Origin of the sequence: Colwellia chukchiensis, from assembly GCF_002104455.1 — a bacterium.
In the GTDB taxonomy this organism is placed as follows: Bacteria; Pseudomonadota; Gammaproteobacteria; order Enterobacterales; family Alteromonadaceae; genus Cognaticolwellia; species Cognaticolwellia chukchiensis.
This window is the reverse complement of record NZ_NBOC01000003.1, coordinates 1-20,784: the sequence shown is the minus strand read 5'-3', so window position 1 is coordinate 20,784 and position 20,784 is coordinate 1. Positions and strand designations below refer to the sequence as shown.

Here is a 20,784-nt window from a genome sequence, read left to right as displayed (position 1 = left end):
AAATCGTTTACGCCTTGGCTGTTGTTTGCACTAAGTCAGCATAATGCTCACCTAACCGAGTGACGGTTTCAGGACCCGCGGTTTCATTAAACTTCACCATGTTGGGTGCAAACGTGGTAACAACAGTGGAGCCCAATTTAAAGCGGCCCATTTCATCACCTTTGGCTAAGGTGATGGCACTAGCGCCACTTGCAGGGTATTGCCAGCGAAATACATCTTTTCCAGCCGGCGGCGTGATGGTGCCAGCCCAAACGGTTTCAATACTGGCGACTATGGTCGCACCAACTAATACCATGGCCATAGGACCATGCTCAGTATCGAAAATGGTGACAACACGTTCATTACGGGCAAATAAATTTGGCACATTATTCGCTGTTAATGGGTTAACTGAAAACAAGTCGCCAGGCACATAAATCATTTCTCGTAGTGTTCCAGCCACTGGCATATGAATACGGTGGTAATCTTTTGGCGCTAAATAAATACAAGAAAACTCACCACCTTGAAACGGCGCTGCGGTGGCTTTATCACCACCTAATAAGGTCTCTAGGCTATAATTAAAGCCTTTTGCTTGAATGAGTTGACCTTGCACTATCGCACCTTGTTGGCTAATTGCGCCATCGACGGGATAACAAATGCTGTGCTCATCTTGCAAAATAGGGCGAGTACCCTCGGCTAGCTCGCGCGTAAAAAAATCGTTAAAGGTTTTAAAGTCACTGGCGTTTTTTAATTTCGCTTCCGCCATGTTGATGTCGTAGGCTTTGATAAAGTAGCTGATCGCTTTAGTTGTCAACCAACCGGCCTCAGCAGCGGCAAATTTACCTACCAGTCGAGAGATGGCATGTTTTGGCATGAGATACTGTAGGGCGATTTTTACTCTATTTACTAACACGTTGATTCCTTAGATGTGGATTGTCAGAATTTAATCATTAAAACGCGAGGTTAGGGTATTATCACCTAGGCTCGCTAATATTTTTTGAAAGCTTACTAAGCGTTCAGGATAAATTTTACCGTCATTTTTCGCAGCAATTAATGCACAGCCGGGATCATTTTGGTGCTTACAATCGCGAAATTTGCAGGTACCGATATAGGGAGAAAACTCGATAAAACCATTGCTGACTTGCTCGGGAGACAAATGCCAAAGCCCGAACTCTCGGATGCCGGGAGAGTCTATCAAGTCGCCACCTTGTTTAAAATGATACAAGCGAGCAACTGTGGTGGTGTGCTGACCTAGGCCTGAATTTTCTGACACTATATTGGTCACCAACCCTAGCTCTGGCATTAAGGTGTTGGTTAATGTTGATTTGCCAACACCCGACTGGCCAACAAAAATGCTGGTATGTTGGCTTAATTGCGCACTTAATTCAGCAATACCTTCGCCAGTTTCATTACTGACGTAAGTTACCTGATAGCCGATATCACGGTAAATATTGAGCTGTTTTTCTATCACTTCACGGTTACTATCATCAAGCAAGTCAACTTTATTGAGCAAAATAACCGGTGTAATACCCGTTTGCTCGGCGGCCACTAAATAGCGATCGATAATATCGCTGTTAAATGCAGGCAGCACAGACGAGACTATCAGTATTTGACTGATATTGGCGGCAATGGGTTTAACACCGTCATAAACATCGGGGCGACTGAGCACAGAGTCACGTTCATGTACCGCCTCAATAACACCAGAAATACTGTGTTGGGTTGCTTTACCTTTGCGCCACAAGACTTTATCACCACAAACTAATGAGCTAATACTACGTCGTAAATTACAACGAAAAATCTCACCATCATGGCTTTCGACATCAGCGTGTTGGCCAAAGCGGCTAATTACAACCCCTTGCTCTGGGGCGCCAAGCTCATCGTCTTGCCACTGAATAGTTTCCGTGGATTTTCGTAGCTTTTTGCTTTGATTGGCGCGAATTTGTCGTGCTTGACCTTTAGTTAATTTTTTGGCTTTAGCCACAAGTTATTCTCATTGTTCTATGCTCGGTATCTAAATGTAAATAAGCGAAAACTTATTGTTAGGCATTATATACTCAATGTTGGCGTAAATGCATGTGTAATCGTTGCCAATAGCAGCACACAAGGCAGACATTATCTGATAACATGCCATAGTTGAGCAACAGTTGATAAGTAGGAACACAAATGAGCGCTAATGACAGCAACTTAATTTGGTTAGATTTAGAAATGACCGGCCTTGAGCCGAGCACTGATGTGATTTTAGAGATTGCCACTATCGTCACCGATAGTCAGCTTAATATTTTAGCCGAAGGCCCGGTGTTTGCGATTCATCAAACTGATGAGGTATTAGATAATATGAGTCAGTGGTGTATAGAGCATCACGGACAATCTGGATTAACCCAAAGGTGTCGCGAAAGTCAGGTTAGTTTAGCGCAGGCCAGTCAAGAAACGCTTGCTTTTTTAGCGCAATATGTCGCTAAAGGTAAATCACCTATGTGTGGCAATAGCATTGGCCAAGATAGACGTTTTATTAATAAATATATGCCAGAGTTTGAAGACTATTTTCATTACCGAAACTTAGATGTTAGTACCATTAAAGAGTTAGCGCGCCGTTGGAAGCCGGAAGTACTCGATAAGGTAGTCAAAACCGGTGCACACTTGGCCCTTGATGATATTCGCGAGTCAATTGCTGAATTGAAGGTTTATCAACAGCACTTTTTCACCTTGTAAATCTTAGCCATGTTAAGAACTGAAAGACGCTACTGCGTCTTTTTTTTAAATTATGCTTGCAGGTCTGACCAGTTGACTTACAATGATGATACTCGAGCAGGTGTTGACCTTTCGAGATGACTTTAACAGCGACTTATTTGGTCTTTAGACAAGGCAGAGCATGTGTAGTTAGTTACACGAATTGGTGGTAACGCCGTATAAATACCAAACAAGTGCTGCCATTAGCTTCATTTAAAACGAATATAGGCTTTGTTGCTCGCTTTTTAAATAAAATAACTATTATTCAAAGCGCGCGAGGCGATTTAATCCGTTTTACATTGAATAAATTTTAACCTTAAAAGATACAGACCCTAATTAAATCTCAGTAAAGGATAATGATGACTAATCGCTTTAGCCGTGTAGTAGATAAGATTAAAAAGCTGCCGAAATTCACCCACTCAATGCTATTTACCAAACTATTTTGCTCACAAGTAAAATATGCTGGTACTTCGAAACTGACGGTGCTTGATATTCAAGCACGGCAAGTGCGGTTGCAGATGAAAAACCGCAAATCAGTACAAAATCATATTGGTGGTGTACATGCCATTGCCGCGGCATTACTTGCCGAGTCAGCGACCGGCATTGTTTTTGCCATGAATTTACCCGATCGCTGTTTACCGCTATTAAAAACAATGACTATTCAATATCAGCGCAGAATGCAAGGAGATTTAACCGCCGTTGCCACCATGTCAGCGCAGCAAATAGCATTATTAAGCGAAGACAAAGGTGCAATTGATATTGAAGTCATCATCAATGATGAGTCTGGTGAACAGCCAATCTTGTGTCAAATGACCTGGGCTTGGATCAGTAAAAAAGCGTAATCCGTGACTGGCATTTTTGCTGCACTTTTTTAGCTAGTGGCGTTTGCTAGGTGTTAGTGTGTTAAGCAACTTGCTAATTGCAGTTAACGGCAGAGCCTGTTATATATAAAACATGTGCTAATTGTGCGTTTGGCACTTGTTGATTGGCATCATAGCTAGCGCATTTTGCATACATATATGACTTTAGGATATTTGCTTGTTCATGGACTCCACACTGCCATTATATCGCCAGTTTACTCGCCGTTTGTTTATTTTAGCTTCGAGCTTTATCTTATTTTTAGTTGCCGCTGTGACGCTTTACTATCATGGTCAGCAAGATTTATTAGCGCTTAAAAAACAGCAATTCCCGGCCATTGCCAAGCAAATGCAGCAGCAACAGCTATTACACAAACATCAGCAGCTATTAAACGAGATGTTAACCAGCGGTAATGCTGAGCAGTTTGCCATGCAGCAGCAAATGTTAGAGGCTAATTTACTCGACCTTATTGCGAGCAGTGAGCAAAGTCGGGCAGTGTTAGAGCCGTTGCTGAGACGATTGCAACGGCAGACAGAAAATGCCTTACGTTTAGCGGCAAGTAGTCGACGTAATATTCAACTAAAAGAAAGTGTTCTTATTCAACTGACCTTAGTAGTTGATAGCGTTAAGACCCTAGTTAGCCAACAAATAACACAACAAAATCAGTTATATCGAGACCTGACCCAAGGCAATTTAAGTAGTCAGAGCAAAAGCAATCGCGCCATTAAGCTCAGTGAGTTAACCATGCGCTTGGCGGAAAATCGTCAGTTGCTCAATACCTTAACCGCAAGTTTGGTCATGTTTCAACAGCTAGATTTACATTATGATCTGATCGAATTTGAGTACCTTCAGCAACAAAGCCAACAAGCTTTGTCGCGTTGGCTTGACCCTGATACTGCACCGCTTAGCAGTAAGCCTAAGGTTTTGCTTGAGCAAACAAAGGTGTTAAATAATTTACTGTTTAGCGAACAAAACACGTTTGCTAAGTGGCGAGGTCAGTTGCGCAGGTTTGACGCCTATCGTGCTGAATTAACCGCGCAGCAAACTGAGTTAACGCCCTTAATTGAGCAGGTTATGGTGCGTGAAGTTGCAACTTATATTCCTTTTAATCAGCAACTTGCAAATGAGCTAGTTAAATTCAAATTAGACATACAGCCTAAGCATATTACCTGGCTTGCATTAGCTCTGCTTGTGCTGTTGTTGATTAGCTTTTTCGCAGCGTTAATAAGCGTACGGCGCAAGTTAAAACGTTATGGTCAACAAAGTTATGTGTTAGTTGATGAGCTGATCACCCAAGGAAAAGTGATACACCCGATCCCCAGTGCAGAAATGGCGGATATTATCACCGCGATTAAAAAGCTAGCCCGACCAGAATTTAGTGAAGCCGCTTTTAAAAAACAACAACAAAAGCAGCAGCAAATGGCAGAAATGATGACTCGCCACAGTGGTCATGTGTTCTGGGTGTTGCCGTTAACCTCAAAGCGAAAGCGTCAACAAATACTGCAGTTACTTGGTAGTAAAGATACTCAACTGCATTGGCGACATTGCTTTTGCCGCGCCGACGTAAGGGCCATTTTAAGAGCAGCGCGCAGTGCTAAAAAAAAGCAGCAGCGTGAAACGCTAACCTTACTCAGTAAGTATGAAAAGCCAATAATTTTAAGCGTAGAGTATTACCATAATGTGTGGTGTGGAAGTTTAGCCGATGCGACTAAGTGGCAAGCGCTAACGGCAGAAAATGAACAGTTAACGCTGCAACTACAACAACTAGCGCAGGCCCATGTTGATACGAATATTAGGATAAGCAATGTTGCCAGTAAGCAGCTGGCCGAGATAATGGTGCAACAGCAATTACATTCATTATCCGCTCAAAATGAGCAGGTAATATATCAATTATTGCAACAATTGCAGCATTGGCATCAGCAGCAGGCAATCGCTGCACAATTGCGTAGCGATGACTTTGTATTAACCTTAGCTAAAGTAAACTTTAGTAATGAACTCCATTGTGCACTATTGACCGCCGGCAAAGCACAACAGGCTAATAAAAATACTCTCTATCTTAATGCCGCAGACCAAGTGGCAACCTGGGTAACACTTGATAGCAGATTATTTCAGACGATGCTTGTTAGCATCTGCGAAAGGTTGCTTGCTGGTCAGCAAGGCGCTGAGCTTGAAATTAATGTACGTTTAGTGGATGTTAATAGTGCGCAGCAAATTATCCGAATGAGTTTTGCAGTGAGTAACGCCTCTTGTTGGCAATCGCTCACGCAAACTAGTAATGAACTCGCCGCAGATGCTGATATTAACCCCGAATATAGCGAAAATCAGTCTGATTATCTAAAAGACTTACAGCTTATTTTTAATCTTGGTAATAAAGCCCATCAGCAATTGGAAGAGGCTGCTAAGTTTAGTTTTGAGTTACCCTTGGCGTTGGCAGAGGCATTAGCAGACGATAAACAAATGCCTGCAGTGACACTATCACAGCGAAATATACTCGTAATCGCTACAGATAGTGGCAGCCGGCAACGCCTTTGCCAACATTTAGCCGTAAGCCAGGCTGAAGTTGAAACTATGCACGATGTGACCTTATTTAGACGACAACTGAGTCTTAAGCACCTGAGCAAATACCCGCTAGATGTTATTGTGCTATCACCCGAAGTTTATCGCTCAGATTTTGCCTTGATTAATGACCATTTAGCCAGCCTACCAGCAAGCGTGCAACCAAAATTATTGGTTATTCAGCCGCATTATCAGTGTAACTTTGCACAGTGGGGTTTGTATGCAGAGAGTCAAAGCCCATGGCTTGGTGAGCAGTTAGTGCTTGGCATTAGCTCACTACTTGCCAGCAATAAAAGCTCAAATTTATTAATTGCGCCGGAAATATTTAAACCCTATCAATACGTTAAGTCGCAGGTTGAAGTGCTCTTGGCCGTTGCAGATATTAAAAAACATCAACTATTAGTGCGGTTGCTGCAATGGTTTGGTTTACAAGTTAAGGTGAGCAGCGAACCAGCTAGCTTGCAGCGTCAATGGCGAACAGGGCAGTTTTTGGTGATGATTAGCGAATGGTTGCCAACAGAGTTAACCATCAATCAAGCTTTAACACCAAGGCGCGGTGTGTTTTTACTGACAGATAAGGTTGAAAATCAGCAGTCGCTAGCCGTTAACGCCATACCAAATGAATGGCACAGCGGCCATTTAGCGCCCATTTTAGATATTCAGCAGTTAAGTAAACAACTGGCACCTTGGCTAAAACATGGCACAGAAAACGCCCAAAGCGCTAATAATAAACAGCACCTCGCTGCTATATCGCATCAAGTAGATGCTAAGCGGGAAGATCTTAACGAGAAAATAGTTGCGACTGAAACCTACAACAACCAAGATGCGCCGCTGCAACCTCTTGATCAGGCATTGGACTTTTCACTGCCTTTATCAGCAGACTATATCGATGCCGCGCAAGCATTTGATTTAGCAAGGTTTGCTCAAAACCAGGGCTCTGCTGAGTTAGCCGCGTATATGCTAGATGATTATTTAGCTAACATACAGCAACATACCTTAGCGCTTGAGCAGGCCATTGAACAAGTGCGTTATCCCGAGGCGCTGACACAGTTAGAAAAACTACAGCACTTGGCTAACTTACTTGTTGCTGAGACACTGTGCGAGCAATGTCAAAGTTTACGTCTGCTTGTTGAGTCGCTCGCTAAGCAGAAAGAAGCCGCGTTGCCAGCAAAACAGCAATTGCAACCGGCGCTAAATCATTTCACACTATGTGTAAAACAGTTAACTGAGTTTGTAGAAAGTATATGAAGGCGTATAAGCCACAGCTAACGGCAAAGCGTAGTCAAGTTGCTAGTCCTTGTGTTCGCAATTGTTGCTTAAATGAGCGTGATATTTGTCTTGGCTGTTTTCGTTCATTGGATGAAATTATGGCGTGGCAGAAACTTGAAGATAGCGCTAAGCAAAAGGTGCTTGACCTGTGCCGCCAACGCCAGCAGCAAGCAAGACCCATGGAGTAGAAAGAGCCGTGTCGAAAAAGCAAATGATGGCAGAGGTTGAAAAAAATACCTTAGCCCAACTCGATCAACTTAATGTTTTAGTGATCGATGACAACTTATTGGTGCACAGTGTATTAAAGGAAAGCTTATTTTCTTTAGGTATCAGAGAAGTGCGCTGTGTGCAAAATGCCTATTATGGCCTAAGGCTATGCGATGAAATGCATTTTCATATTGTTATTTGTGCCTTCAATGTTAAAAGCGATAAAGATGGCTTTCATTTGTTAGAAGAGCTGAAGTTTAAAGGGCATGTGAAGAGAACAACGGTCTTAATTTTTCTTAGCACCGACACCGATGAATCACTAGTCAATTCAATTATTGAGTTACAACCAGATGACTTTTGGACTAAGCCGTTAGCGATTAAAAAAGTGCGTACGCGCTTTATTGCCACCTTAAAAATTAAGCAAGTGCTGTTTAATATAAACAGCGCCATAGACAAAAAAGCGTACGCGAAAGCGATTTATTATGCGGATCGCCACTTATTGAATGAAAAACTCGCGCCTTATCATGCCAATATCAATCGAATCAAAGGCGAATCGTATCTTGCATTGCGAGAGTTTGAAGAAGCAGAGTCATTTTATCGCCAACTATTACAGCAACATAAATATTCATGGGTTTATTTAGGCTATGCGAAAGCCTTGCTAAAGCAAGGGCGCATCGAAGAGATACGTGACTTGCTTGCAACCTTAACAGATAAGCCCGAAACCCGCTTTGGTGCTCATGACATGATGGCACAGTATTACATTGAGCAAGAGCAATACCAGCAAGCTTATGAAGAGATCAAGAAGGCCATGGCGTTAGCGCCACGCAATATAGAGCGCAATAAAAAATCATGGGATTTAGCGCGTTTAACGCATGATTTCAAAGGGCAATATTTTGCCACTCGAAATATTGCAGAACAAGCTAAAAACTCGATTCACGATTCACCCGAATTATTGCTCAATGTCATTAGATCTGGCATCGACTTAGCCTGTGCAACCCCCGATGAAAGTGCCAATACCGTCTTACAACAAACGGAACGCTATATTGCGAAGTTTGAATATGACTGCAAAGACAACAATAACTTTAAAGAGCAGTTACTCGTGGTTAAAGCCCGGTTGCATAATGTGCGAAATGAACGGGAAAAAGCAACTAAGCTGGTGGAAAACCATATGTCGTTAAAACCAAGCCCTGCAGTAGAAGATAACTTAGATCGGGTCAAAGTTTTGCATGAGCTTGGTATGCGCGAAGATGCGATAAAATTGCTTGAGGCGATTAATAATCAAATAGCGGGTGACTCATTAAATAGTCAAGTGGTACGCCGTTATATTGCACAAGAATGCTTGCAGCGTGAAGAGATACATTTTACCGCAAAAGAGTTAAATGCAATGGCGCTTGAGCACTATCAAAAAAATCGTTTATTGCCAGCCTTTGATGCCATAGCACAAGCATTACGACTTAGTCCATCTAGCGTTAACTTATTGATCAGGCAATTGCGTATCGTGATTAAAATTACTCAATCGGAGCAACAGCAGGATGAACACTTAAGCGCAGCCAAACAGGTGATTTTAGCACTACAAAAACAAAACCTTAGTGGTAAAAATTTAGCGACATTTGAAGAGTTAATGCACACTTGGCAACAATTGGCGTCTGAGCAGGAAGATTAAGCCGGTGCGACAGCACAGGTTATGCGTCGCGTGGCATGCCCTTTTCTACCGAACGAATTAAGCGGGCAGTTAAGCGCAGATTTTTATCGTCAGCCAACGCCTGTTGTTTTAACCTCTGCTGCGCTAATGCCCACTCAATATGCTCTGCAACCATAGGCTCACTAGCGGGTAACTTTTCCAAAAGCGCAGTCACAATCGTGGCAGAAAAGTCAGCATTGCCAAGCGCAACGGCAATATTGCGTTGCCAACATTGAAAGCCAATGCGACGAATGGGAGAGCCTTGTGTTTTACGAAGAAAACTGGCTTCATCCCAAGCAAATAAGGTTAATAAACTGATATCATCAAGCTGTTGCCTGGGTTTGAAATCGTCTTCGCTACCGAGTTTGGCAAACTTATTCCACGGGCAAATTAATTGACAGTCATCACAGCCATATATTCGATTACCGATTAAAGGACGAAACTGTTCTGGGATGGCCTCGCGTAACTCTATCGTGAGGTAAGATATGCAACGTCTAGCATCCACTACATAAGGCTCAACAATGGCTTGGGTAGGGCAAATTTTAATGCAGGCTACGCAACTACCACAGGCATTTTCAACTTTTTTATCAACCACTAGCGGTATATCAACCAGCAACTCACCCAAAAAAAACCATGAGCCCGCTTGTTTATTAATTAATAGTGAGTGCTTGCCAACCCAGCCAAGACCTGCTTTTTCAGCTAAAGGGCGCTCTAAAATCGGCGCGGAATCAACAAAAGGGCGATAGTTAAAGTTTTGGCAATGCTGCTTAATTCTTTCACCCAATTGCTTTAATCGCTTACGCATTAACTTGTGATAATCACGGCCTAACGCATAGCGGCTAATATATGCATGCTGACGATTTTTTAGGGTGCGGGCAAATTTGGCATCAGTGGGTAAATAGTCCATACGCACACTGATGACATTCAGTGTACCCTCAACCAACTCCTTGGCACGGGCACGCATTAAGCCATGTCGAGCCATATAGTCCATATTGCCGTGATAATTATTTGCTAACCAACGTGCTAATGCTGGTTCATGGTCTACTAAATTAACATCGCTAATGCCTACTTGCGAAAAGCCGAGTTCTCGTCCCCAAAGCTTGATTTTTTCGGTTAAATCTTGATAGTTAATAGCAGGTGCCGTCATGGTAGCCGTTGGTTTAATCAGTAAAGGTGTAAGACAGATGGCGGCAAGTTTAACACATCAAGCCTATAAGGTTAATCAGTTGCAACAGCATGAAGCTGATGCAGCGCAAGCATTAGGGATGAATTTATTTCAACTGATGCAACGAGCAGGCGCTCGCGTTTTTGCGCAGTTACAACGCCATTTTCCATTAGCAAACAATATACTTGTAGTCTGTGGCAAAGGTAACAACGGGGGTGATGGCTATATTATTGCCGATTTAGCACAACAAGCGGGCATGAAAGTCACTGTACTGGTACTTGCAGAGCGTGAAGCAATTCGTGGGGACGCTAAACAAGCCTTAAGTTTGCTTGAGCATAGCGCGGTTAATATTGATTTTTGTCCAAGCGCGCAAAGCATAATAGAGCAGTTAAATGCCTTTCATGGAGATCTGATTGTTGACTGTATATTTGGTATTGGCTTTAATGGCCCGTTATCGCCTGCCTTGGTGCAATTATTTACCAAGATCAATAATCAACCTTGCGCTAAATTGTCAGTTGATGTGCCATCAGGGCTCAACGCTGATCTTGGTACCGTGTCCGCTAAGGCGATTAAAGCCGATTTAACCGTGACATTGATCGCTTATAAGCAAGGGTTACTCACTGGGCAAGCGGCTCATTATGTTGGAAATTTACAGCTTGAAACTTTAGGTATTCATCAGGCGTTTAGTCAGCTATGTGCCACACATTGTTTTCGTCAACATGGGCAGAATATTCCCCAGCTTGAGGCGCGACCAGCTAACTACCACAAAGGTCATATTGGCATGTTATTGGCGATAGGTGGCTATCATGCGTATGCTGGTGCTATTTGTTTGAGTGCAGAAGCCGCGCTGCGCAGTGGCGCATCATTAGTGAGTGTATGTTGCCATGAAAAATCCCGTACCCCCTTGCTGATCCGGCGTCCAGAGTTAATGGTGGCAGCCACATCCGCACAAACGCTAGGCCGCTCGTCGGTTATTGAGCAAGCTAAAGTGTTGATTGTTGGGCCTGGGCTAGCACAGACTGCCTGGTCACAGGCCCTATTTAAACTTGCTATGGCATGCCCTCAACCTAAAGTTGTAGACGCAGACGCTTTAAATTTGCTGGCAGCGCAGCCGCAAAAAAGCGCAAACTGGATTTTAACGCCACACCCAGGTGAAGCGGCGCGGTTATTGTCTTGCGCCATTAGTGATATAGAAGCAGACAGGTTTGCCGCTGTACAAAAAATTGCGCAAAAATACGGCGGTATTTGTGTATTAAAAGGTGCGGGCACATTAATTTCAGATGGGCACACCGTATGGATTAACACCAGCGGAAATCCGGGTATGGCAAGCGGTGGCATGGGGGATGTGTTAACTGGTATTATTGGCGCTTTGCTGCTACAAATGTCAGATTTATTCACTGCGGCACGTTTAGGTGTCTATATTCATGGTCGAGCAGCTGATATTATTGCCAAAAATACAGGCGAAATAGGCCTACTAGCCAGCGATTTATACTCGGAAATTCAACGGCTCATTAATGGCCAGTGCTATTAATTCGGCTATAGATGCGATACTTTAGAAGCTAATAGAAAACAATGACTGATAATTTAAAAAAACACAGCTTTATTTTAGCTGACGAAACAGCAACTGTTGCGGTAGGAAAACATCTAGCCGAAATAGTAAAAACTAAGTTAAAACAAGGTATTATTGTTTACCTTAATGGTGATCTTGGCGCTGGAAAAACCACATTGACGCGTGGCTTTGTGCAAGGTATGGGGCATGTTGGCCATGTTAAAAGTCCAACCTATACCTTAGTTGAGCCTTATGACTTAGCCGATTGGCAAGTATACCATTTTGACTTATATCGTTTGGCTGATCCTGAAGAACTAGAATATATGGGCATTCGTGATTACTTTAATGCGACCAGTTGTAGCTTTATTGAGTGGCCAGAGCAAGGTCAAGGCATGTTACCTGAGCCGGACATCATTATTGATCTTGTCTATTTGGCACAACAGCGCGAAATTACCTTTAGCGCTCATTCAGCTCTAGGAACAAGCTTATTGTCATGGATAAAGCGTGAGTAGGGCAAGCCAACATTTTCGTGCCATAACATCAGTAAAGTAGCGTAAAAGCAGGTCATTACAGAGGTATAAATTTCATGCGTTTAGCAAGTTTTTCAAAACAACTATGGATTGTGCTGATACTTTTCACCAGTATCTCAACAACAGTATATGCACAAAATAGTATTGAAGGCGTGCGAGTATGGCCAGCCCCCGAGAACACACGAATTGTTTTTGATTTAAGCAAAAAGCCTGACTTTAAATACTTTTCATTGCAATCCCCCAAACGCTTGGTGATTGACTTTAAAAACAGCAAAAATAATGCTGCTTTAATGTCAGCCATAAAAGCCGACCGACGCGTAAAAAAAATTCGCACCAGTACACCGAAAGAAAAAGGCAGCACGCGCTTAGTGTTAGAGTTAGCCGATGATTTTCGTGTTTCGGTTTTTTCTTTAGCACCTGCTGGTCAATATGGTGACCGACTGGTAATAGATCTCTATGACAAAGAAAGTCAAACAATCGCCAGTTACGATAACAATCAAGGTAAGCGCGATATTGTGATTGCTATTGTTGCCGGGCATGGTGGTGAAGACCCCGGCTCTATCGGCGCTGCCGGCACTTATGAAAAGCGCATCACCCTAAAAATATCGCAAAAACTTGCTAACCTTATTAACCAGAAAAAAGGCTATAAAGCGGTGATGATCCGCAGTGGCGATTATTACGTTAACCATGATCGAAAAACCGAGTTGGCACGAAAATCTAAGGCCGATTTGCTGATCTCCATTCATGCCGATGCGTTCACCTCAGCTAAGCCTAGTGGCGCTTCGGTGTTAGTCCAATCAACCCGTCGTGCCGACTCAGAGTTTACCCGCTGGATCAAAAATAGGGAGCGAAATTCTGAGTTGTTAGGTGGCGCGGGTGAAACGATAAGAAAAACCAAAGACAATAATTTAGCGATAGCCTTGGCAGATATGAAGAAAGAATACACCATGGCAAGTAGTTATAATTTTGCTGAGCATGTATTAAAACAGCTGCGAAAAGTAACTAAGTTACATAAAAAGAAGCCTGAGCGTTTAAGCTTAGCGGTGTTAAAGTCAGCGGATATTCCTTCGGTTTTAATTGAAACCGGCTTTATTTCAAACCCACAAGAAGAAAGGCGGTTGAACGATCCACGCCATCAACAAAAATTAGCCAATGCCATTTATGTAGCCGTGAATGACTACTTTACTGGCAACCCACCCAGTGGCACCTTAATTGCCGCAACGCGGGTTAAAGAGCACAAAATTAGTCGTGGCGAGTCACTGTCTGTGGTTGCGCAGCGCTATAAAGTGTCCATCAAACAATTGAAGTCGGCCAATAACTTGAAATCTAATGTGGTCAGAATTGGCCAAACCCTCAAAATACCACAGGCAGATTAATTTAATATGACCATAGCGATATTACCCGCTCGACTGGCGAACCAAATTGCCGCAGGTGAAGTGGTGGAACGACCGGCTTCTGTGGTTAAGGAGTTAGTTGAAAATAGCATTGACGCTGGCGCTAGCACCATAAAAATCGATATTGAAAAAGGTGGCGCAAAGCGCATTCGTATAACTGATAATGGCCAGGGTATTGCACAGGCGGAATTAGCCTTAGCCTTGAGTCGACACGCGACCAGTAAAATTAAAGATCTTGATGACCTTGAAGCCATTAGCAGTTTAGGTTTTCGTGGTGAAGCCTTGGCCAGTATCAGCTCTGTTGCACGATTAACCTTAACCTCAAAACCTGCTGCGCAAGCGTCTGCATGGCAGGCAAGTGCGGAAGGGCGTGATATGGCGGTGTCGGTTAAACCAGCAGCACACCCAGACGGCACGACAATAGATGTCAGTGATTTGTTTTTTAACACGCCAGCTCGGCGTAAGTTTTTACGCACTGAAAAAACTGAATTTAATCATATTGAAGAAGTGATCAAGCGCATTGCACTGGCTCATTTTGAGATTAGCTTTGTACTAAGCCACAATCATAAAGTGGTAAAACAGTACCGAGCGGCCAACACTAGCGCACAACGCAGTAAACGTATTGCACAAGTGTGTGGCCAAAAGTTTATTGATCATGCACTAGAAATTGATTGCCAACATGATGGCTTACATTTGTATGGTTGGATAGCGCAGCCGAGTTTTTATCGTGCGCAAAATGATCTCTGCTATAGCTATGTTAATGAACGCATGATGCGAGATAAGTTAATAAATCATGCGATTCGTCAAGCATATGCTGACTTATTACCCAGTGATAGTTACCCAGCATTCGTGCTATTTTTAAAGCTTGATTTTCGTGAGGTTGATGTCAATGTTCATCCGGCCAAGCATGAAGTGCGCTTTCACCAAGGCCGCTATGTGCATGACTTTATCTATTCCGTTTGTCACCGGGCCTTAAAAAATGAATTAGCAATCAATATTGATCACGGCACTGGCGAAATATTAGCGCCTGATCATAATCAAGCGCAGGTCAGTGAGCCAGAACGTAATTTCATCACCCCACTACAAAGGCATAATAGGCAAGCTTCAGCGGATGCTCAACCAAGGATTGATACGAGCAACAGAGCCGTGAAATCGCATTATACGCAGGCAGCGCCTTCGGTTAGAGCGCAAGTCACGCCGTTAGCCAGTAAGGCTTATAGTGATTTAATGACCCCTTTGGCGCTTGAGCAAGCATCAGTAGCGTCAATGCAAACCCCGGTAGCAACTCGCTCAGCCGAAACTACAGTGCATACCGAACAGCCAGTGGCAAATGAGGTGTCTGAGCCCATCAGGTTTTTGTGTTGGCAAGCGCCAGCACAGTTGCTGTTTCTCCAGCAAGAAGAATTGCGCTTATTGTCGTTAAAGCAACTCGACTTTTTATTAAGATTAGACAAAATTAAGCAGGAGTGGCAAACGGAATTTGTCAGTCAGCCGCTATTATTACCGGTAAAAATTGCCGTCACAGAAAACGTGCTGAACTTTGTTGAAAACAATGAAGGCTATTTTCAGCACTTAGGCATTCAGCTTCGTCGGCTTGATCGCAACCATGTACAAATTCGCCAATTTCCGGCGCTGTTGAGAAATCAAGACATCAACCTTAGCTTTACTAAATTAATCAGTTTGTTACGAGTGGAGCAGCGAGCCGATGCAACAACAATAACCGACTGGCAACAAGCGTTCGCGGCATTGCTTTATCAAGAGGTAACGAGTCAAGCTCAGGCCTTAGAAATTTGGCAGCAAGCGAAAAATCATTTTAAATGTCAATTTCCACAACAATTGCGCTTGAATTCTGTTGTGGTCGACCTCACATCTGCTATAAACCAGTTAAAGCAAAATAGCATCTTTGAAAACTCTCGTGCCTAATAGTCAAGCCAATAACGCTAATCAACCGCCTGTTATTTGTTTAATGGGGCCTACTGCATCAGGAAAAACGGCTTTAGCAATGGCGTTACACGATAACTTACCTTGTGACATTATTAGTGTTGACTCGGCTTTGGTGTTTCGCGATATGGATATAGGTACAGCTAAGCCTAGCGCAGAGGAGCTGCAAGCCTATCCACACCAGTTGATAGATATTAGAGACCCAAGCGAAAGTTATTCAGCCGCTGACTTTTGTCAAGATGCATTTAAGGCAATTGAAAAAAGTCGTGCAAATGGTCGTATTCCCTTGTTAGTAGGCGGGACTATGATGTACTTTAAGAGCTTGATTGACGGTATATCGCCGTTGCCGGAAGCCGATCAAAGTATCAGGCAAGCCATTGCTCGCGAAGCAAAAGATAAAGGTTGGCTTGCAATGCATCAGGCGTTAGAGCAATTTGATCCCGTTGCAGCAAAGCGGATCCACCCTAATGATCCGCAGCGACTTTCGCGTGCCATTGAAGTGTATCGAAAAACTGGACATACTTTGACACAATTAACCGCAATAAAAGGTGATAAACTTAGCGGAAATGTTTTACAGTTTGCCATTGCACCTCAAGAGCGAAGTGACTTGCATGCGCGTATTGAGTTGCGGTTTGAGCAAATGATCACACAAGGCTTTCAACAAGAAGTTGCAGCCTTAATGCACAGAGGAGATTTACACTTAGATCTACCATCAATGCGCTGTGTTGGTTATCGGCAAATGTGGCAGCACTTGCAGGGTGAGTATCAGCACGATGAGATGATTTTTCGAGGTGTATGTGCGACTCGGCAGTTGGCAAAACGGCAATTAACTTGGTTGCGAAATTGGCAAAGTTTGCAGTGGTTGTCGATGGAAGATGAAAATAATTTGCAAGTAATTTTATCGGCAGTAAGCAAACTTTAAACATTGATGTATAATTAAAATAGTTAGCATTAAGCAACTAGATTTATTACAAAATATAAACATTTTTAACTTATTTAAAAATAACAAAAAGGGGCCAAATAATGGCAAAGGGGCAATCTTTACAAGACCCATTTTTGAATGCGTTACGTCGTGATCGTATTCCTGTAGCAATTTACTTAGTTAATGGCATCAAACTGCAAGGACAGGTTGAGTCGTTTGATCAATTCGTTATTTTACTCAAAAATACCGTCAGTCAAATGGTATATAAACATGCGATTTCTACAGTAGTGCCGTCACGAGCGGTTTCTACAGCACCCACAAACCCACAAGCCAACCAAGCTGGCTTTAATCAGGATGTAGACGGTTAATGCACAAAACCAGTATTGTACGGAGTCGCTCATTTGTTTGATCGTTATCAAGCAGGTGAGCAGGCGATACTTGTTCATGTTGATTTTTCTGATGAAAGTACCCGCGAAGACCTGCAAGAATTTGAAATGTTGGTTAGTTCGGCTGGCATTAATGCGTTAGATACCGTTACTGGCAAACGAAATAGCCCGCACCCGAAATACTTCGTCGGCACAGGTAAGGCGCAAGAGGTCGCTGATGCTGTGCGCTTATTCGACGCCAATATTATTTTATTTAATCACAGTTTAGCGCCGTCACAAGAAAAAAGTCTTGAAGCCTTGTGTCAATGCCGTGTGGTTGATCGTACCACCTTAATTTTAGATATTTTTGCGCAACGCGCGCGAACACATGAAGGTAAATTACAGGTTGAGTTAGCACAATTACGTCACCTGAGCACGCGCTTAATACGCGGTTGGACCCATTTAGAGCGACAAAAAGGTGGTATTGGCCTACGCGGGCCGGGTGAAACTCAATTAGAAACTGATAGACGTTTGCTGCGTGAGCGCATGGTCAATATTCGTAAGCGATTAGCAAAAGTAGAAAAGCAAAGGCAGCAAGGGCGCAGAGCCCGTAATCGCGCAGAAATACCAACACTTTCATTAGTGGGTTATACCAACGCTGGCAAGTCAACATTATTTAATCAAATCACCCAAGCGGATGTTTATGCCGCGGATCAATTATTTGCCACATTAGATCCAACCTTGCGAAAAATTAAAGTCGAGGATGTTGGGCGGGTTATTCTAGCGGATACGGTCGGCTTTATCCGACATTTACCGCACGATTTAGTTGCGGCATTTAAAGCAACATTAACCGAGACGCGAGAGGCTGAATTACTGCTACATGTTATTGATATTGCAGATGAAAGGCGCAGTGAAAATATCGAACAAGTAGAGATAGTATTAAATGAAATTGAAGCCGGTGAGGTGCCTCAGTTATTAATATGCAATAAAATTGATCGCTTAGATGATGTAGAGCCAAGAATAGATCGTGATGAGCATGGCATGCCTATTCGGGTTTGGCTATCAGCTCAACAAGGCATAGGCATTGAGCTTTTATTTCAGGCATTAGCCGAGCGCTTAGGTAAACAAGTGATTATGCAGACGCTATCTCTACCCCCTAGCGAGGGCAAGCTTAGAGGGCGATTATATCAACTAGACTGCATTATCAATGAAGATTTTGATGAACAGGGTAACAGTGTATTAGACATTAAATTACCGTTTCGCGAGTGGCAACAATTAGTAAAACAAGGCGAAACAAACATAGAGCACTTTATTCAAACTTAACAGACTGTTATATTAGAGCGTTTATATAACAGTTAGCGCATTCATTTTTTATAGCGGAGAGTACCATGGCGTGGAATGAACCGGGGAATAACGATAAAGATCCCTGGAAAAATAAAGGTGGTAAAAACCAAGGTCCACCTGATTTAGATGATTTATTAAAAGATATCGGCAACAAGTTTGGCGGTATTTTTGGTGGTAATAAGTCCGGTGGCGGCTCAGGTAAAAGCTTTTCTAGTATCGGCGTGATGGTGGTACTGGTAGCGGCAATCATAGTCTATATATTTGCGGGTTTTTATACCATTAAAGAGGCAGAAAAAGGCATAGTATTACGCTTTGGTCAATATGCCGGCATGGTGGAGCCAGGCTTAAGCTGGAAGTGGACCTTTGTTGATCGGATTATTCCGGTTGACATGCAAACTACGCGGGCTTTGCCATCATCAGGCTTTATGCTGACTAGAGATGAGAACGTGGTGCGGGTTGAAATGGAAATTCAATACCGAGTTGTGGATGCGCGTAATTACATATTCAGTGTCACTAATGCTGACGAAAGTTTAAGTGAGTCACTTGATAGTGCCCTACGCTATGTTATTGGTCATGCAAAAATGGATGATATCTTAACCAGTGGTCGTGAAGCAGTGCGTCAATCGGTATGGCAAGAGCTAGAAGAGATTATCGAACCTTATAATCTTGGCTTGATCATCGTTGATGTCAACTTTAAAGATGCGCGCCCACCGGAAGAAGTTAAAGATGCCTTTGATGATGCTATTGCAGCGCAAGAAGATGAAGTACGCTTCTTACGCGAAGCAGAAGCATACGCTCGTGGCATTGAGCCGCGCGCTCGTGGTCGGGTAAAACGTCTTGAGCAAGAAGCTTTAGCCTATAAGTCACAAGTATTGCTTGATGCGGAAGGTGCGGTTGCACGTTTTAACAAATTGCTGCCTGAGTACCAAGCAGCACCAGAAGTGACACGTCAACGTATGTATTTAGCGACCATGGAAAACATTTATCGTAATACCAGCAAGGTAATGGTTGATGTTGATGGTGGTAATAACATGATGTACTTGCCGTTAGATAAAATTATGCAACAGCAATCAGGGGGGCAACGAGTAATTCAGTCGCCAACACCAACGATAAATCAAAACTCAACCAGCAACAATAATAGTGCACCAGCATTATCCGGTCGTACTGACCGCTTCAATAGTGGGAGAGATTAAGCTATGAAGAATTTTATAATGGCAATCATCGCCCTAATATTAGTGCTGACGGTATCTTCGGTATTTGTAGTTTTTGAAGGTCAACGCGGTATTGTTTTCCAGTTTTCAAAAATTACCCGTGACAGCACGACCGGCGATATGAAAGTATATGAACCCGGTCTGCACTTTAAATTTCCGTTTATTAACACGGTACGCAAAATAGATGCGCGTATTCAAACCTTAGATGAAGCCGCGGATCGTTTTGTAACCTCAGAAAAGAAAGACTTAATGGTCGACTCTTTTGTCAAGTGGCGTATCGTTGACTTTTCAACCTATTACTTGCGTACATCAGGCTCTATTGAAAATGCACGCGCGTTATTAAAACAAAAAGTTAACAACGGTTTAAGAACAGAAATAGGTACTCGTACGATAAAAGAAATTGTTTCTGGCGATCGCGATGGCATTATGGCCAAAGCGTTAGAGAGTGCGAAAAGTAGTCGTGAAGACTTGGGTATTGAAGTGATTGATGTGCGGATTAAAGCCATTAACTTGCCACTTGAAGTGAGTAACTCTATCTATGAGCGTATGCGTGCAGAGCGTACGGCAGTAGCTAAAGAGCACCGCTCTCAAGGTCAAGAGCAGGCAGAAATCATTCGTGCAACCATAGATGCTAAAGTGACAGTCATGTTAGCGACAGCACAAAAAAATGCGCAAGAGATTCGCGGTGAAGGTGATGCATTAGCGGCTAAGGTTTATGCTGATAGCTATAGCCAAGATGCAGAGTTTTATAACTTCTTCCGTAGTTTAGAAGCGTACGAAAATAGCTTTAATTCAAAAAGCGATATCATGGTAGTGAAACCTGATAGCGACTTTTTTAATTACTTAAAAGATGCTAAAAAAGCGAAGTAATTACTGGCAAAAGCTTGGTAATGACAACGCGGAACAAAGCCATGACATTGTCATGGCTTTTTTTTGCAGGCAAGATAATGACTTGAAGCGTTGTAAACGTCCGGCCAACTGCACATTTCCTGAATTAACCTTTCAATTTAAAGTTGCTCTAATATTTTTTCTTGGAGCAACCTATGCAACGCAGAACACTTGATGATTGGAAATCCCTTGTTGATAAAC

General features: G+C 42.9%; 17 protein-coding genes. 14 read left to right on the top strand and 3 right to left on the bottom strand.

Annotation, left to right across the window (positions count from 1 at the left end; genetic code table 11):
* Positions 1-7: 7 nt before the first annotated feature.
* Together asd and rsgA are read right to left on the bottom strand one after the other, a co-directional pair.
* Positions 8-850: an archaetidylserine decarboxylase gene (gene asd, locus B6K83_RS05325; protein WP_175474847.1), complete on the bottom strand. Its 843-nt coding sequence runs from the start codon at positions 848-850 to the stop codon at positions 8-10.
* Between the two features lie 69 nt (positions 851-919).
* Positions 920-1,957 carry a small ribosomal subunit biogenesis GTPase RsgA gene (gene rsgA / locus B6K83_RS05320; RefSeq protein ID WP_085283937.1) on the bottom strand — a complete coding sequence of 346 codons (1,038 nt, stop codon included), beginning with the start codon at positions 1,955-1,957 and terminating at the stop codon, positions 920-922.
* A gap of 182 nt (positions 1,958-2,139) precedes the next feature.
* On the opposite strand from rsgA, the gene orn reads away from it, so the two are divergent.
* From orn to B6K83_RS05295, 5 genes are all read left to right on the top strand, one after another.
* Complete coding sequence (orn, locus tag B6K83_RS05315) at positions 2,140-2,685, top strand: oligoribonuclease (protein WP_085283936.1); 546 nt, start codon at positions 2,140-2,142, stop codon at positions 2,683-2,685.
* 374 nt (positions 2,686-3,059) lie between these two features.
* Complete coding sequence (locus B6K83_RS05310) at positions 3,060-3,545, top strand: DUF4442 domain-containing protein (protein WP_233143801.1); 486 nt, start codon at positions 3,060-3,062, stop codon at positions 3,543-3,545.
* Between the two features lie 202 nt (positions 3,546-3,747).
* The gene (locus tag B6K83_RS05305; protein ID WP_085283934.1) at positions 3,748-7,365 is read left to right on the top strand and encodes a hypothetical protein; all 3,618 of its coding nucleotides are present in this window, start codon (positions 3,748-3,750) and stop codon (positions 7,363-7,365) included.
* Positions 7,362-7,574 (top strand): DUF1289 domain-containing protein, encoded by a 213-nt coding sequence (locus B6K83_RS05300; protein ID WP_085283933.1) that lies wholly within the window; start codon positions 7,362-7,364, stop codon positions 7,572-7,574. The genes B6K83_RS05305 and B6K83_RS05300 overlap by 4 nt, the downstream gene beginning before the upstream one ends.
* 8 nt (positions 7,575-7,582) lie before the next feature.
* Entirely contained in the window at positions 7,583-9,256 is a 1,674-nt protein-coding gene (locus B6K83_RS05295; RefSeq protein ID WP_085283932.1) for a response regulator, read from the top strand.
* Positions 9,257-9,275: 19 nt separating this feature from the next.
* Here the strand turns inward: B6K83_RS05295 and queG are convergent, their stop codons facing one another.
* The gene (gene queG / locus B6K83_RS05290) at positions 9,276-10,421 is read right to left on the bottom strand and encodes a tRNA epoxyqueuosine(34) reductase QueG (protein ID WP_085283931.1); all 1,146 of its coding nucleotides are present in this window, start codon (positions 10,419-10,421) and stop codon (positions 9,276-9,278) included.
* On the opposite strand from queG, the gene B6K83_RS05285 reads away from it, so the two are divergent.
* The 9 genes from B6K83_RS05285 to hflC all read left to right on the top strand — a co-directional run bounded on the left by B6K83_RS05285 (position 10,420) and on the right by hflC (position 20,565).
* Positions 10,420-11,970 carry an NAD(P)H-hydrate dehydratase gene (locus B6K83_RS05285; RefSeq protein WP_085283930.1) on the top strand — a complete coding sequence of 517 codons (1,551 nt, stop codon included), beginning with the start codon at positions 10,420-10,422 and terminating at the stop codon, positions 11,968-11,970. The two genes, queG and B6K83_RS05285, sit on opposite strands and share 2 nt — an antisense overlap.
* Positions 11,971-12,011: 41 nt before the next feature.
* Complete coding sequence (gene tsaE, locus B6K83_RS05280) at positions 12,012-12,500, top strand: tRNA (adenosine(37)-N6)-threonylcarbamoyltransferase complex ATPase subunit type 1 TsaE (protein WP_085283929.1); 489 nt, start codon at positions 12,012-12,014, stop codon at positions 12,498-12,500.
* Between the two features lie 74 nt (positions 12,501-12,574).
* A complete protein-coding gene (locus B6K83_RS05275; RefSeq protein WP_085283928.1) occupies positions 12,575-13,894 on the top strand; it encodes an N-acetylmuramoyl-L-alanine amidase in 1,320 nt (439 codons plus the stop codon).
* Positions 13,895-13,900: 6 nt separating this feature from the next.
* Positions 13,901-15,835, top strand: coding sequence for a DNA mismatch repair endonuclease MutL (mutL, locus tag B6K83_RS05270; RefSeq protein WP_085283927.1), 1,935 nt, complete (start codon positions 13,901-13,903; stop codon positions 15,833-15,835).
* A gap of 43 nt (positions 15,836-15,878) precedes the next feature.
* Complete coding sequence (gene miaA, locus B6K83_RS05265) at positions 15,879-16,775, top strand: tRNA (adenosine(37)-N6)-dimethylallyltransferase MiaA (protein ID WP_085284136.1); 897 nt, start codon at positions 15,879-15,881, stop codon at positions 16,773-16,775.
* A gap of 101 nt (positions 16,776-16,876) precedes the next feature.
* Positions 16,877-17,143 (top strand): RNA chaperone Hfq, encoded by a 267-nt coding sequence (hfq, locus tag B6K83_RS05260; RefSeq protein ID WP_085283926.1) that lies wholly within the window; start codon positions 16,877-16,879, stop codon positions 17,141-17,143.
* Between the two features lie 33 nt (positions 17,144-17,176).
* Complete coding sequence (hflX, locus tag B6K83_RS05255; protein WP_085283925.1) at positions 17,177-18,463, top strand: ribosome rescue GTPase HflX; 1,287 nt, start codon at positions 17,177-17,179, stop codon at positions 18,461-18,463.
* 65 nt (positions 18,464-18,528) lie between these two features.
* Positions 18,529-19,677 (top strand): FtsH protease activity modulator HflK, encoded by a 1,149-nt coding sequence (hflK, locus tag B6K83_RS05250; RefSeq protein ID WP_085283924.1) that lies wholly within the window; start codon positions 18,529-18,531, stop codon positions 19,675-19,677.
* A gap of 3 nt (positions 19,678-19,680) precedes the next feature.
* A complete protein-coding gene (gene hflC / locus B6K83_RS05245; protein ID WP_085283923.1) occupies positions 19,681-20,565 on the top strand; it encodes a protease modulator HflC in 885 nt (294 codons plus the stop codon).
* The last annotated feature ends 219 nt before the right edge of the window (positions 20,566-20,784 follow it).